We start from the raw sequence: 14,404 nt of genomic DNA, 5'->3' as shown, positions 1-14,404 counted from the left end.
AACGGGCACGGCCCGGCATGTTGCAACTTCATGCTGGGACAGAAAACTCCGCCCCTGACGCCAAGAACACCAACCCCCTAACTATGCGACGTAAGGCAGTACTGTGATGCACGAAGCACGGCTTCCCTTGACCCCCTCTCCCACCGGCGCAGTCCTGAGGCTCACGGGAGCCCGACTCATCGACGGCACCGGCGCAGCACCTGTCGATGACGCAGAAGTCATTATTGACGGTGATCGCATCCTCTATGCCGGCCCACCGGTTGACACCGATGACCATGCTGAAGCAACGACCGTGGACCTCAAAGGAAAAACGCTCCTGCCGGGGTTCATCGATACTCACGTGCACCTGTCGCTATCGTTGGAAACACCCCCGGCACAGCGCGCCGCACGGTTCGAGTCCGAAAACGTCCTGGCCGCCGCAGGGATCATCCACGACACCCTTATGGCCGGCATCACCACGGCCAGGGACCTCGGCGGTCTCGACGCCGGCTACCGCAGAGCGATAGAGGGCGGTGCCATCCTCGGCCCGCGACTTCATTTGGCTGTTGCTGCGCTCTCCCCCACCGGGGGACACGCCGACACGTGCATGCCCAACGGTGCAAGGAGCATGTCACTCGCGGCCTTGATGACTGTAGATTCGGACGACGAAATGCGCCATGCCGTTCGGACACTGATTCGCTCCGAGGCTGATGTCATCAAGATCTGCACCACAGGCGGCGTATCAAGCCCTTCGGACACGCCCCACGATCTTGGCGTTCCTGAACACCAAGTGCGGCTAATAAAGAACGAGACAGCCCGCCGCAGCGGCCAGCCTGTCGCGGCACATGCCCAGGGCGCCGCCGGCATTCTCGAAGCTCTGCGTGGAGGGGTGACGAGCATCGAACACGGATATGAGATCGATGATGAAGGTATCGCGCTCATGCACGAGCAGGAAGCTTTCCTTGTCCCGACCCTAAGCTCCGCACTGCGCGTCCCCGACCCCGCGAACGTCCCGGCGTACCTGTACGAGAAAAAGGTGCTGTGGTCCCGCATCGCCCGCGAACATCTCGGCAAGGCTCTCAAAGCGGGTGTGAAGGTTGCCATGGGCACAGACGCTGGCGTTTGTCCCCACGGTGAGAACTTGAAAGAGCTCGCGTACATGGTCGAACTGGGCCTGTCCCCCATGGAAGCCATCGTCGCAGCCACCAAGAACGCGGCTGAACTGATGAGATTGGACGACCACCTTGGCACCCTGCAGGCCGGCAAACTCGCCGACCTGGTCATAACGGATATCGATCCCCTGACGGACATCGCCCTGATGTCGGACCCGTCCAACATTGGAGCCATCATCCAAGGCGGACGATGCGTAAAGGACCTCAAAGGCTGGCTCCCACTGGCCGCGGCCTCTACGTGCAACGCCTCCTGAAACCAAGGGAACCACATCAAAGGACTGGACAGGCTCTCATGAAAGTTTTCACAGACCGCCGCCATGGCTCGACGACGACCACCGCAGCGACCGGACACCTTGCGCCCAGCAATGGCTGGTGGCGACCAGACGACTGTCCGATGCCCTTCCGCTACATTCAGCGTGGGGAAATCATGCCAGCCCTCGACGGCTCGCAGACGATCTGGACGTTATTTTATGAACTTGACCCTTCTCAGAAGGTCCTCCGGAGAAGGCGCCCTCAGAACTGAGGCCCGGCTCGTTCACTTCACCGGCTGATCTCTGTAACTCGTCCAAGAACAAGAAGGCTATGAAACGCAGAACGCTTGTGCGCAACAAGAACTACAGTCGACGCGTCGGATCTCCGGAGCCAACCCGGCAGGCCGAGACCAAGATGCAGCAGTCAACGGTAGGTAGAGGGCATCCCGACCAGGGGAACCCGGATCGGCGATCGAGCGAACTGTTCATAACACTGCAGGCGTCAAACCCGACTTCTTAAAAGGCTGGCTCAACCGCTAACCGCACCATCGACGGACTACTGAGAATGCCCGGTGCCGCTCCCCCATCAGAACGGGACGGATAGTGCTGACGCTGTCTGCACTACGTTGCTCGAGTACTGCCCTCCCCGCACTGCCCCCGGGACCATAAGATGGGCCGCGCTAGTTGACGAAAGGGGTGAAGAGCAGCATCCGGCCGATCACGGAGCCAATGCCCGCGTCTGATTCGTACTTGCGCAGGTAGCCGAGCAACCTCACTTTCGCGGGGCGCCGATATCGACTGATACGACTTCTTGCGGGCTCATCGAGGGCGGTCAGCATGCTGGACCTCCTTGCACCACGTCCTTGGCATAGGCCCACGCCGAGTTTACTCACCCAGAAGCCGGAACCGTTTTCGGCGAGCCGCGCTTAGCCGGCAGTGGTGCCGACAATCACTTCGCCGGTTGCGGTGGAGTCCTCGTTCAGCATCCATCCTGTGCGCTTGTGGGTACGGACCCCGACATCGGACTCGATGACCTGTACTCCTGGCGCCGCCTTCTGGAGCCCGGTTTCCACGTCGACAATGGCGCCAGGGGTCCGCAGCCAAAGATAGAACGTCAGGTTGGCATCTCCCGTGGTAGCGGCGCACAGCCGCAGAGTCCGGTGGGACTGCAGATAGCTGACCGCAGCCTCCAGCTGCGAGGGCGGAACGCGCACATACCACTGACATCCGATGGGGTAGCCCGAGTAATCCTGGGCGAGTTCGCAGCGCAATGCCACCAGGCCCGTTTCCAGGGCCTGGCGCAGGTGCCGGGCCACGGTCGTCGGATGGGTACCGGTTGCAGCTGCGATCTCGGTTGCCGAGGCCCGTCCGTTCCCGGCCAGCACAGTCATCAGCTGGGGCAGTGTCGGAGGCGTGGCTCCGGGAGGACGCACCACGCCAGAATGTAAGGCAGCAATGCGGCGCTGCTGCTCGGGGGACAGGACATCCAGGCGCCAGTTGTTTCCGGCCGAGTAAAGCCTGGTCGCCAGGGTCACTTGGCTGCGCAGAATGTCCGGATTGGTGCGCACCAGGGGCAGCACGTCCCTGGTCACCTGCTCCCAGCTGCGCGCCAGGACGGTCAATCGCAGGTCCCAGGCCCGGGCCGCTTCCTCGATGGTTCCGATCTCAGGGACCGCGCATACGCGTTCCAGTACCTTCTTCCGGTGCCCGGGGCGGCATTGGAGGCCGACGAAGGTGACGCACCCCTGGCCTTCGGCGGTTCCGATATGGCAGGTGACCCAGGCCTGGCCGTTCGAGCGCAGTCGCTCCCATCGCGCGGCCAGGGTTGGGGGATGCCGGCCCAGCACGGATCCGAGCTGGGCCCAGGTGGCGCGTGGAGAGAGCTGGAGTGCGTGAATCAGTTCGAGGTCTTCGGCGGGTAGCTCCATACAGGATCCTTCGGTTTAGTGGCACAGTCATGCAATTTTCTCACTTTATTGTCATCAAGTGAGCGGGGGCACGTCACACTCAAGGGATCTGTTTTCCAGTGAAAGGGACTGCTTTGGCTTTACCCGCATCGTCCGCCGACCTGACCGTCGCCCTGCGTGAAGACGCCGCGGCCTTGGCCGGCGATATCGCCGACCTGCGCCATCGCCTGCACCGTGAGCCGGAGATCGGTCTGGATCTTCCGCGCACCCAGGAGAAGGTCCTCACCGCCCTCGACGGTCTGGGCTATGAGATCTCCACGGGCACGGACACCACCTCCGTGACGGCGATACTGCGAGGAACTGCGGGAACACCTGACAGCGGAATGCAGCGCCCGGTAGTGCTGCTGCGCGGCGACATGGACGCCCTGCCGGTACAGGAGAAGACGGGCCTTGAGTACGCATCCGAGATCCCCGGGGCCATGCACGGGTGCGGCCACGACCTGCACACGGCGATGCTCGTCGGTGCGGCGACCCTGCTCGCGACCCGGCGGGACCAGCTGGGGGGCGACGTTGTCCTGATGTTTCAGCCCGGCGAAGAGGGCTTCGATGGAGCCGGTGTCATGATCCGCGAAGGCGTCCTCGATGCCGCCGGGACCCGCCCGGATGCCGCCTACGCGCTGCACGTCATGAGCGCCCTCAGTGACAGCGGGGCCTTCCTCTCCCGACCGGGCGCCGTGATGAGCTCTTCGGACGGGCTGGTCGTGACCGTCCACGGGGCAGGTGGACACGGCTCTGCGCCCTTCGCCGCCAAGGACCCTGTGACGGTGGCCGCAGAAATGGTCATAGCGCTGCAGTCCATGGTCACCCGGCAGTTCGATGTGTTCGACCCGGTCGTGATTTCCGTCGGCATGCTGCAGGCGGGCACCAAGCGCAACGTCATCCCCGACACGGCCCGCTTCGAAGCGACCATCCGTTCCTTCTCCGCGGAGGCCAAGGCGCGGCTGAAGACCTCGATTCCGCGGCTGCTGGGCGCCATCGCCCAAGGCCACGGACTGGAGGTCACGGTCGACTACATCGAAGAGTATCCGCTGACCCTCAACGACGGCGCCGAGTCCGAGTTCGCGCGGCACGCCGTCGACGAACTGTTCGGCCCGGAGCGCTACCGGGAGCTGGCCAATCCGCTGGCCGGATCGGAGGACTTTTCCCGTGTCCTGGCCGAGGTGCCGGGGGCGTTCCTGTTCCTCTCCGCCGTGCCGGAAGGCACCAACTCCACCGAGGCCGCTTACAACCACTCGCCGTTCGCCGTCTTCGACGACGCAGTGCTGGCCGACGGCAGCGCGCTATACGCACGTCTGGCGCTCGAACGCCTCGCGGCCGCCTGATCAAACTTTCCCTTTCCCTATCCCCCTCTTTCCAGGAGACTTCGATGTCCTTCCCCCGCCCCCACACCGCCAAGCAGGCCGACGCGTCCGCCCCAGAGATCCGGCCGCCCCGCTCCAAAGTCATCAAGACGCTGATTGGAACCGGTGCCGGCAACGCCGTCGAATGGTACGACTGGGCCATCTATGCCACCTTCGCTTCCTTCATCGCTTCCCAGCTGTTCAGCAAACAGGACCCCTCCAGCGCTTTCCTCGCAACGCTCGCGATCTTCGCGGTCGGCTTCGTGGCCCGCCCGCTCGGCGGATTCATCTTCGGCTGGATCGGCGACAAGGTCGGCCGGAAGGCATCGCTGACGCTCTGCGTCGGCCTGGCCTCGGTCGGCTCGCTGGTGATCGGCCTGACCCCCACGTACGACTCGATCGGCGCCGGCGCGTCCCTCATGCTGCTCATCGCACGGCTCATCCAGGGCCTCGCGCACGGCGGCGAGCTGCCGAGCGCCCAGACCTACCTGTCGGAAATGGCACCGCCCTCCCGGCGCGGCTACTGGGCATCGCTGATCTACGCTTCGGGAACGGTCGGCATCCTGTTCGGCACCCTGCTGGGCGCAGTCCTCTCCAGCGCCATCCCGGAATCCGCCATGTCCGCCTACGGCTGGCGCATCCCCTTCCTCCTCGGCGCGGTCTTCGGGCTGGTCGCCCTGGTCATGCGCTCCCGCATGGAAGAGTCCGAACTCTTCAAATCCGAAGCGGCCGCCCATGACGCCGTCGTCCCCGGCCACCCCGCCCCGGCTCGTGGCGGCCTGTTCGCCGATCTGGCCCGACACTGGCGCCAGGCCTTACAGGTCATCGGCCTCACCGTCGGGCTGACCGTCGCCTACTACGTCTGGGGCGTCTCCACCCCCGCCTACGCCATAAACGTGCTCAAGATTGACGCGGCGGAGGCCCTCTGGGCCGGCGTGGCCGCCAACCTGGTGTTCATCATGGCCCTGCCGCTCTGGGGCCGGCTCTCGGATCGGATCGGCCGCAAACCGGTCCTGCTCATCAGCGGCATCGGCAGTGCCCTGATCTTCTTCCCCGCCACCTGGCACGTCCGGGACTCGCCCGTGCAGCTGGGTCTGGCCATGTCTGCCATGCTGGTCTTCATCGCCGGATCCGCCTCGATCATGCCAGCGGTGTACGCGGAGCTCTTCCCCACCGCCGTCCGCACCATCGGCGTGGCCATCCCGTACGCCCTCTGCGTCGCGGCCTTCGGCGGTACGGCAGCCTACCTGCAGGCCGGATTCGGCGTCTGGTTTGGCGACGCCGGCCCGGCCGCTTTCGCACTGTACACGATCGCCCTGCTGCTCGTCGGCGCCGCGACGGTGCTCTCGCTGCGCGAAGGCCGCGGCGTCGACCTCAGCAACCGGTAGCCCGCACCAGATGACCGCGAACTGCCGGAAGTGGCGCCATTCTGCTTCGTATGTGATTCCGTAAGGCACCTGTGCTGTAAGTCCGGACGGCCAAGGTTCCAGGTCCTGTCTTCCTGACGAGGATGCCGCAGCGTATCTCCTGACGTGCTACCTGCTGTTCCTATAGTTAGTCGAAGGGTGAGGACGAGAACGACCGCTGTCCGCCTCAGCGAAGTTAGAGATATGGAAGACGTTCTTTGGTTTCCTGACGGGAGCGGCTGCGCCAGACTTCCCGGAAGACAGCAAGACATTGGTATAAGCCACCAGGTGTGTCTAGCCCGAACACGCTGTTATCTACACAGTTCCCAACTAATCCAATAGGGCGGCTCAAAGCAGGTGTGCGAATAGACTCCTGGCGCAGGGAGTGCATGCAGCTTTCACAACGTGATCTCCAGTGTGCGGATGGAGTACACCCCAACCTGACACAGACGGCCTTGTTGGGCCCCAGAAATAAGGGAATTCAATCCGAGTCCACTGAGAGGCTGGGTTCCACCGCCGCCCACACCCAGGGACAATTCTCATGGGTTATCCACCGCTACTGCTGCTCCGGGAGCTAATCCAGGGGCTCCCAATATTCAGCCGTGGATAACCCAAATTGACCCCAACTGTGGACGGAACAAAGTCATCAGCGCAGCTTGTCCGAGCCTCGCCGGGTTGACGGAATATCCGTTATCGGCGTTTCAAAACGGGCAGGGCTGGGCTGCAAAGGAGTTGCCAGCGGATGCGCCCGCTGCAGTGGCCGGGTCTGGTGCCGGGGATAGGATGGCGCTTGGGGCACCGGTGGTGCCTGGGAAAGAGGGCTGGAGCCCTAGGGAAGGTGACGGCGGTTGTTCCTCGGAATCGATATAGGAACGGGTAGCAGCAAAGCCGTTCTCGTCACTTCTGACGGGTCGATCATCGATACCGCAATCGTCCACCACACGATCTCCCTGCCGCGCGCCGGTTGGGCTGAGATGCTTGCTGAAGAAACTTGGTGGGCGGAGGTTCAGCAGCTCTGTGGTGAGCTGTTCGCCCGTAACGACGCAAAGGGCGTGTTCGGTGTTGCCGTCAGCGGTATGGGACCATGTCTGGTCGTTACCGACGGGGACTTTGCTCCACTCCGGCCAGCGATTCTATATGGAGTGGACACGAGGGCGACCCAGGACATAGGAGACCTAAACGAGGAGTTGGGGAAAACAGCGATCGTTGCTAGTGGGGGGAAAGACCTGTCGTCACAATCGGTTGGTCCGAAGCTCCGCTGGATTGCTAGGAACGAGCCGGCCGTCTTTTCTGCTGCCAGGTATTGGTTTTCCTGCAGTTCCTTCTTGGTTCAGCGGCTGACAGGCGAGTACGTCCTGGACCACCCCACGGCCAGCCAGTGTGATCCCCTTTACGACATTCACCGGCTCGAATGGATCACTGAACGCGCCCGGGCGGTTGCCGGTCATCTTCCCCTTCCACGGCTATTGTGGCCAGCCGAGGTCGCAGGGACGGTCACCCGGGGAGCGCAGGAGTTGACTGGGATCCCGGTTGGGATACCGGTGTGTGCCGGAACGGTGGACGCCTGGGTGGAGGCATACAGTGCGGGTGTCCGCCGAGCAGGGGACACCATGCTGATGTACGGGTCCACCATGTTTTTCGTTCAACGCCTCGAGGCGCTCCGAAGTCATCCCAAGCTGTGGGTCGCTCCCGGCGTGGAGCCTGGCTCCATTACGCTGTCCGGGGGTATGGCCACATCTGGAAGCCTGCTGACTTGGCTGCAGCGCCTTTTCGGCGGAGCAGATATGGGAGAACTTTTTTCTGAGGCAGCCGCGACGCCAGCCGGAGCGGAGGGCCTTCTCTTGCTGCCTTATTTCGCCGGCGAACGCACGCCACTCCTTGACCCTGACGCACGCGGAATGATTACTGGATTAACCCTTCGGCATGGACGCGGGCACCTGCTCCGTGCCGGGCTCGAAGGGATCTCTTATGGTTTGCGGCAGATGCTGGATCTGGTCGAGCAGGCGGGAGAACCGATCACGCGCCTTCTCGCCGTTGGTGGAGGGCTAAAAGCAGGGCTATGGGCACAGATTGTCAGCGATATTTCAGGACGGCCTCAGATAGTGCCGAAAGTGACGATAGGCGCGAGCTACGGGGATGCCTTGATGGCGGCGGTGGGTACCGGCTGTGTGGGCCCCGACACTGATTGGATGCAAACTGCTCGGATTGTGGAGCCAGACCCTCGAACCGGCGCTGTCTATGAGGACCTCTACCAGCAGTACCTCAGCTTGTATCCTGCCAACCGCGAACATATGCACTTCCTGGCCCGGTGGCAGGAGAAAGACACCACGTGGTAGGCCGGATGGCCCCCGGTTATGCTGTTCTGATGTAATCCAAGGCGGCCCTCGCTGTATGCGAGTCGGTCACCAGCTTGCGGTAGTATCCGGCGCGTGCTGCACCCACTATGCTTGTGGCCTTTTCGGCGCCAACCGCCACACCGACCGTATGGGGGATGGCTCGTAGGTTCTCTTCGGAGGTTGAGACGATTCGGTCACTTCCAGGGAAGGCAATTTGCTTGCCGTGGACGTCGTAGAAGTTCAAGCAGATATCCCCAACTGCGCGAGAAAGCGAATCATCGTCTTTCGGGATAAATCGTGAAATCGAGCTTCGCGTGGTGGGAGGCGCGCCGATGCCGAGAAGCGCACCCTTTGCTGACTCCCACAACCGCTTAATCCTTTGGAAGTCCGGGTCCCGCTGAAGGAACTCATGCATCTCCGGCGAGGGCAGAGCCTGGGTCCAGAGAAAAGCGGGCTGGGCGCCTGTGTGTTCGGCAATCGCACGGGCAATTTCATTTGTTTGGTACCAGGGCTCCGGCTCTGTCTGTCCCCCCACGGAGGGGGCAACGATTACGCCTGGAAGCTTCGGTAGCGGCGCTTGGCTGAGCTCGTAGATTGTGCGTCCGGATGATGCGAGCAGGACGTCGCCGGGGGCAAGAGCCATGTCGGAGATGGCCTCGAAGACCAGGGGCAGCAGACCCCCGCGGAGGCGTTGCGACTGATCTCCGTCGGCCAAGTAGACCTGCTGGATCGATAACGCATCGGCGAGTTCGATGGCCAACGACTTAGATGTCGTCGCGGCGGGATCTACCACTTCAATGCGGACCATGCCTATGCGGCGTGCCTCGGCCAGCAGGCGGCTCACTGTAGGTCTTGAGACGTCGAGTGATTGGGCAATTTTAACTTGGTTTGCGTCTTCGACATAGTACATCCGGGCAGCCTGATAAATCGTTTCCAGCGGAAACTTACTGCTCGTACCAACCGGAGCGAGTGCGGCTTCCGACATGCGATCCCCCATTCCTCCATTCCACAGCAGATGCCTATGCCTCAATAGTAATCGGTCCCAGAACAAAATTTCACAACGGCCGCTCTCAGAAATTTTGTTCTTGACATTTGTTCAGCACGTCGTCAAGCTTGGGTTATTGACGCACGTCACACGTTCCAAGGAGGGAACCATGTCAAGCACTTACGCAGAAGAAGTGGAAAAGCACGTTGCAGTACCGGCAGCGATGCAAGCAGTCATTTGTCACGGACCGGAGAACTACACCTTGGAGGAGGTGGCAACCCCGGTCCCGGCTGAGGATGAGTTGCTGATGAAAGTTGAGGCGGTTGGCGTCTGCGCCAGTGACCTCAAGTGCTACCACGGCGCAGCGAAGTTCTGGGGCGATGAAAACCGCCCCGCGTGGGCACAGAAGGAAGTGACACCGGGCCACGAGTTCGTAGGAACCATCGTTAGCGGCGGCGAGGCCGCCCTCGCCCATCACGGGCTCACACTCGGCGACAGGATCGCCTGCGAGCAGATCGTGCCCTGCGAAGCGTGCCGGTACTGCCAGCGTGGCCAGTACTGGATGTGCGGGCCGCACGACATGTTCGGCTTCCGCAACTACAACGGGGCCATGGCCGAATACCTGGTGGTGCCGCCCAACGCCAGAGCTCACAAGGTGTCCAAGGAACTCGCCCCGGAGCACGCAGCGTTCGCCGAACCGCTGTCCTGCTCCCTGCATGCGGTAGAGCGCGCCAACATCCAGTTCAATGACGTTGTGGTAATTGCCGGCTGCGGCCCGATTGGCCTTGGCATGATTGCCGGAGCAAAAGCCAAGAGCCCACTCACGGTGGTTGCCTTGGACATGTCTGACACGAAATTGGACCTTGCCCGTAAGTGCGGTGCCGACGTCGTCATCAATGTGGGACGCGAGGACGCCGTCAAGCTGGTCAAGGATATGACCGACGGCTACGGCGCGGACGTCTACATAGAAGGAACCGGCCATCCCTCGGCCGTAGGCCAGGGCCTGAATTTGCTGCGCAAGCTCGGAACTTACGTGGAGTACTCGGTCTTCGGATCAGACGTTTCCGTGGACTGGTCCATCATTAGCGATGACAAGGAGCTGGATGTCCGCGGCGCCCACCTCGGGCCTCACTGCTGGCCTGCTGCTATCAAGATGATCGAGTCAGGCATCCTTCCGATGGATGAGATCTGCACACACCAGTTTCCCCTCGACCGGTTCCAGGACGCGCTGGATCTCGTAGGAGACACCACCGGCGCCTCCGTTAAAGTCTCCATCCTTCCCGGTTCCGCCCGCTAACTCAAGCGGCCCGGGGGCCATCGCTGCAGCCCCCATGGAAGCTGAACCACACCTGCCCCTCAAAACAAAGGCGTTTTCCATGAGTACATTTGCCACGCCCGCTGTAGCTTCGCGGGAAAGGCTGCTTGACCGGATCGGCATTCCGCACTCCCTCCGCTGGGGGTTCCTCGGAGTCCTGGTCTTCATGACCGGCAACGGCGTCGAATCGAACTTCATTGCACCCCACATGGCTGGCGCGCTAGGCGGGCAGGCCATGCTGGCCCCCACTATCATCACCATGTACGGCGTGGCCGTCACGCTCGCGTCCTATCTGTCCGGTGCCCTTTCGGATCTGATCGGTCCGCGGCGCGTCATGGCGCTCGGCTTTGCAGCTTGGGTCCTATTCGAGGTGCTGTTCCTGGTTAGTTTGAATGCGGGCTTCACCGCCGGCATCATGGCCAGCTACTTCCTCCGCGGGCTCGGCTACCCGCTCTTTGCTTTCGCATTCCTCGTCTGGATCAACACAGTTGCCCCGAGGAAGAGCAACGGTACTGCAGTGGGCTGGTTCTACGTCATGTTCACTGGTGGGCTGCCCACCTTTGGCTCGCTGTTTGCGCTGACCTTCATCCCGGTCTTTGGCGGGGGTCGGACCGGTGAAGCGCTGACAATGGCCGCCTCGATCGGTCTGGTGACCCTTGGTTTCCTTATCGCTTGGTTGGGCGTCAAGGAGCAGCGGGGCACCCAACGTCTCGCTCCCCCAGGGGAGTCGACAGCGGAAGTCCTTTCCGGCGGTATCCGCCTCCTGGCGCGCGAACCCAAAATCCTCATGGGCTTCATCGTCCGGCTCATCAACACCGCGCCCCAGTACGGTATGTTCGTGATCCTGCCAAGTGTGATCGGCGGCGAATTGGGATGGTCACAGACCCAGTGGTTGATGATGACAGTCATTGTCTACGCATCCAACATCGCCTTCAACGCCCTCTTCGGCGCCATCGGCGACAAGTGGGGATGGCAGCGCACCGTCCGCTGGTTCGGTGTGGTGGGTTCAGCAGTTGGACTGCTGGCCTGGTGGTACGTTCCCCATCTCGTGGAACCGGGCTCGGACTGGGGCTACTGGCTGTCCGTCCTGGCTGGCGTGGCCTTTGGAATCCTACTGGCGGGCTTCGTCCCGATGGGCGCTATCATGCCCGCGCTGACTCCCGATCACAAGGGTGCTGCCATGGCCATGTACACCACAGCTGCCGGCGGGGCAGCCTTCCTCGGAGCAGCGGTAGTGGCCGCTGTCCTGCCATGGGGCGGAAACGCCGGCGTGGTTTGGGCCTTTGTGGCGCTCTACGGCGTGGCTTTCATCCTCACCACCTTCCTGCGGGTCCCGGCCGACACAGCCGGAACCCGCCACCACTAACAACACACCAGATCTCGAGCTTTTGGAGCAACACCATGACCAGGATTTTCAACGACCCCGCGGAATTCGCAGAGGAGCAGTTCGCCGGCTTCCTTGACCTTTACGCGGACCGGCTACGCGGAGTGCCTGGCGGTGCAGTGGCACTGCGTACCGGCGAACCCCAAGTAGCGGTGGTCGTCGGCGGCGGCTCCGGCCACTACCCGGCCTTCGTAGGTCTGGTCGGGCAGGGTTTCGCGACGGGCGCTGTCGTCGGCAACATCTTCACATCGCCTTCGGCGGCCCAGGTCTATTCGGTGGCAAAGGCCGCGCATCAGGGCAGGGGGGTCATCCTGACGTTCGGCAATTACGCCGGGGACAACATGAATTTCGGAATCGCCGCGGAGCGCCTCCGCAAAGAAGGCATCGATACCCGGATCGTGGTGGTTACTGACGACATCGCATCGGCCGTCGAGGAAGACAAACGGCGTGGGATCGCTGGAGACTTCTCCGTCTTTAAGGTTCTCGGTGCTGCAGCTGCCGCGGGGCTGGACCTGGACGGTGTTGAACAGGCGGGGCGCACCGCCAACGCAACCACCAGGACCATCGGTGTGGCATTTTCCGGTTGCACGCTGCCGGGGGCAGACCGGCCGCTTTTTACGGTCGCAGAAAACCAATTGGGTCTGGGACTCGGAATACATGGTGAGCCCGGCATCCGCGACATGCAGATGCCGCCAGCAGCAGATCTCGCCCGCCTGCTGGTGGACTCCCTCCTGGAAGCCGCACCCGGTGGTGCCGGCAAGCGAGTAGCGGCGATCCTCAACGGACTCGGCACTACCAAATACGAAGAGCTGTTCCTCCTCTGGGGATCGGTGTCGAAGCTGCTACGGGAAGCGGACCTGGAAGTAGTCGACCCAGAGGTGGGGGAACTCGTGACCAGCATGGATATGGGCGGTGTTTCACTCACACTGATGTGGCTGGACGAACAGCTCGAGACGTTTTGGACCGCAGACACCTACACTCCTGCCTTCAGGAAGCAGAAAGCCCCCATTGCAGCGATCAGTGGTTTCGCTCAAGACAGCAGCAAGGAAATCCAGGAATCCAAAACGATTCCGGATGCAACCCCAGCCGCACGGTTCCTTGCAGGGAAAACCGTCGATGCTTTGGAAAGCATGGCCCGAATTCTCCATGCTGACGAGGTCCGACTCGGAGAAATCGATGCGGTGGCCGGCGACGGCGACCACGGCCGGGGCATGGTGAAAGGCATCGATGCCGCACTTGCCGCAGCGAGAATCGCCTACGACGGCGGCGCAGGGGCCGGATGGCTTTTGCAGTCAGCCGGTCAAAGCTGGGCGGAACGCGCTGGCGGAACCTCGGGTGTTCTTTGGGGAGCAGCTCTCGAGGCCGCCGGGCGGTCCCTGACAGACAGCAGGACCGCATACACTGACAAGGACCTCGTCACGGCAGTGCGGTCATTCTCCGCTGCAATCCTGGATCTGGGCCGCGCCAGCATCGGCGACAAGACCTTGGTGGACGCGATGCTGCCATTCGTCGAAGAACTCAGCGCAGGCATCGAAAGAAGAACTCCTCTTGCTGCGGCGTGGCGGGCGGCAGCAGCGGTGGCTACTCAAAAGGCGGAAATGACCGCCCTGCTAACGCCAAAGCTCGGCCGCGCCCGCCCTCTGGCTGAGAAGTCCCTAGGCACACCCGACGCCGGCGCAACTTCCTTTGCGCTCCTGGTGAGCGGGCTGGCCAAACTGCCCGTCAGCGCCACGGCCTCCTGACCTCCATCTCCAAAACCTAGATCGAAGGATCAACCTCCCATGACTGGAAAACTCAGAATTGTTGTCGGTTGCGACGACGCAGGCTTTGACTACAAGGAGACTCTCAAAAACGACCTGGAGGCTCATGGCCTCGTAGCAGACGTCCTCGATGTCGGCGTAGCCGCCGACGGGCATACCGCATACCCCCACATAGCGGTTCAGGCCGCCCGGATGGTGGCTGATGGCGCGGCAGATCGGGCACTTTTAGTGTGCGGCACCGGCCTCGGCGTAGCGATCGCGGCGAACAAGGTCAAAGGCGTGCGGGCCGTGACCGCCCATGATTCGTTTTCCGTAGAACGTGCCATTCTGAGCAACAACGCGCAGGTCCTATGCATGGGCCAGCGCGTCATCGGACTCGAGCTGGCCCGCCGCCTTACGAAGGAATGGGTCGGCTACACCTTCGACGAAAGCAGTGCCTCAGCAGACAAGGTCGCGGCGATCTGCGGCTACGAAGACTAACTCAGTAACAACGAACGCCAGTAGAGAGG

Annotated in this window: 11 protein-coding genes; 8 read left to right on the top strand and 3 right to left on the bottom strand. The window is 62.4% G+C overall.

Annotation, left to right across the window (positions count from 1 at the left end):
* The first annotated feature begins 106 nt into the window (after positions 1-106).
* Positions 107-1,405, top strand: a complete 1,299-nt coding sequence (locus tag ACQ3DC_RS19825) for an amidohydrolase family protein (protein WP_157242812.1) — start codon at positions 107-109, stop codon at positions 1,403-1,405.
* Between the two features lie 677 nt (positions 1,406-2,082).
* On the opposite strand, the gene ACQ3DC_RS19820 is transcribed toward ACQ3DC_RS19825, so the two are convergent.
* The gene (locus ACQ3DC_RS19820) at positions 2,083-2,241 is read right to left on the bottom strand and encodes a hypothetical protein (RefSeq protein ID WP_157240072.1); all 159 of its coding nucleotides are present in this window, start codon (positions 2,239-2,241) and stop codon (positions 2,083-2,085) included.
* 87 nt (positions 2,242-2,328) lie between these two features.
* Positions 2,329-3,330 (bottom strand): Lrp/AsnC family transcriptional regulator, encoded by a 1,002-nt coding sequence (locus ACQ3DC_RS19815; protein WP_157240074.1) that lies wholly within the window; start codon positions 3,328-3,330, stop codon positions 2,329-2,331.
* 113 nt (positions 3,331-3,443) lie between these two features.
* On the opposite strand from ACQ3DC_RS19815, the gene ACQ3DC_RS19810 reads away from it, so the two are divergent.
* From ACQ3DC_RS19810 to ACQ3DC_RS19800, 3 genes are all read left to right on the top strand, one after another.
* Positions 3,444-4,691, top strand: coding sequence for a M20 metallopeptidase family protein (locus ACQ3DC_RS19810; RefSeq protein ID WP_430753024.1), 1,248 nt, complete (start codon positions 3,444-3,446; stop codon positions 4,689-4,691).
* 44 nt (positions 4,692-4,735) lie between these two features.
* On the top strand, positions 4,736-6,097 hold the full coding sequence (locus ACQ3DC_RS19805) for an MFS transporter (RefSeq protein WP_197432437.1): 1,362 nt from the start codon (positions 4,736-4,738) through the stop codon (positions 6,095-6,097).
* Positions 6,098-6,963: 866 nt separating this feature from the next.
* Positions 6,964-8,451 (top strand): FGGY-family carbohydrate kinase, encoded by a 1,488-nt coding sequence (locus ACQ3DC_RS19800; RefSeq protein WP_251421501.1) that lies wholly within the window; start codon positions 6,964-6,966, stop codon positions 8,449-8,451.
* Between the two features lie 16 nt (positions 8,452-8,467).
* Here the strand turns inward: ACQ3DC_RS19800 and ACQ3DC_RS19795 are convergent, their stop codons facing one another.
* Positions 8,468-9,436, bottom strand: a complete 969-nt coding sequence (locus tag ACQ3DC_RS19795) for a sugar-binding transcriptional regulator (RefSeq protein WP_430753023.1) — start codon at positions 9,434-9,436, stop codon at positions 8,468-8,470.
* A gap of 169 nt (positions 9,437-9,605) precedes the next feature.
* Between ACQ3DC_RS19795 and ACQ3DC_RS19790 the strand changes: the two genes are divergently transcribed.
* From ACQ3DC_RS19790 to ACQ3DC_RS19775, 4 genes are all read left to right on the top strand, one after another.
* Positions 9,606-10,733 (top strand): zinc-binding dehydrogenase, encoded by a 1,128-nt coding sequence (locus ACQ3DC_RS19790; protein ID WP_120693640.1) that lies wholly within the window; start codon positions 9,606-9,608, stop codon positions 10,731-10,733.
* A gap of 79 nt (positions 10,734-10,812) precedes the next feature.
* Positions 10,813-12,117: an RbtT/DalT/CsbX family MFS transporter gene (locus ACQ3DC_RS19785; protein ID WP_120693641.1), complete on the top strand. Its 1,305-nt coding sequence runs from the start codon at positions 10,813-10,815 to the stop codon at positions 12,115-12,117.
* Positions 12,118-12,152: 35 nt separating this feature from the next.
* Entirely contained in the window at positions 12,153-13,877 is a 1,725-nt protein-coding gene (locus ACQ3DC_RS19780; protein ID WP_120693642.1) for a dihydroxyacetone kinase family protein, read from the top strand.
* 39 nt (positions 13,878-13,916) lie between these two features.
* Positions 13,917-14,375, top strand: coding sequence for a ribose-5-phosphate isomerase (locus ACQ3DC_RS19775; protein WP_120693643.1), 459 nt, complete (start codon positions 13,917-13,919; stop codon positions 14,373-14,375).
* Positions 14,376-14,404: the final 29 nt, after the last annotated feature.

Source organism: Paenarthrobacter sp. NEAU-H11 (assembly GCF_050573415.1).
In the GTDB taxonomy this organism is placed as follows: Bacteria; Actinomycetota; Actinomycetes; order Actinomycetales; family Micrococcaceae; genus Arthrobacter.
This window is presented reverse-complemented; position numbering and strand designations above follow the sequence as displayed.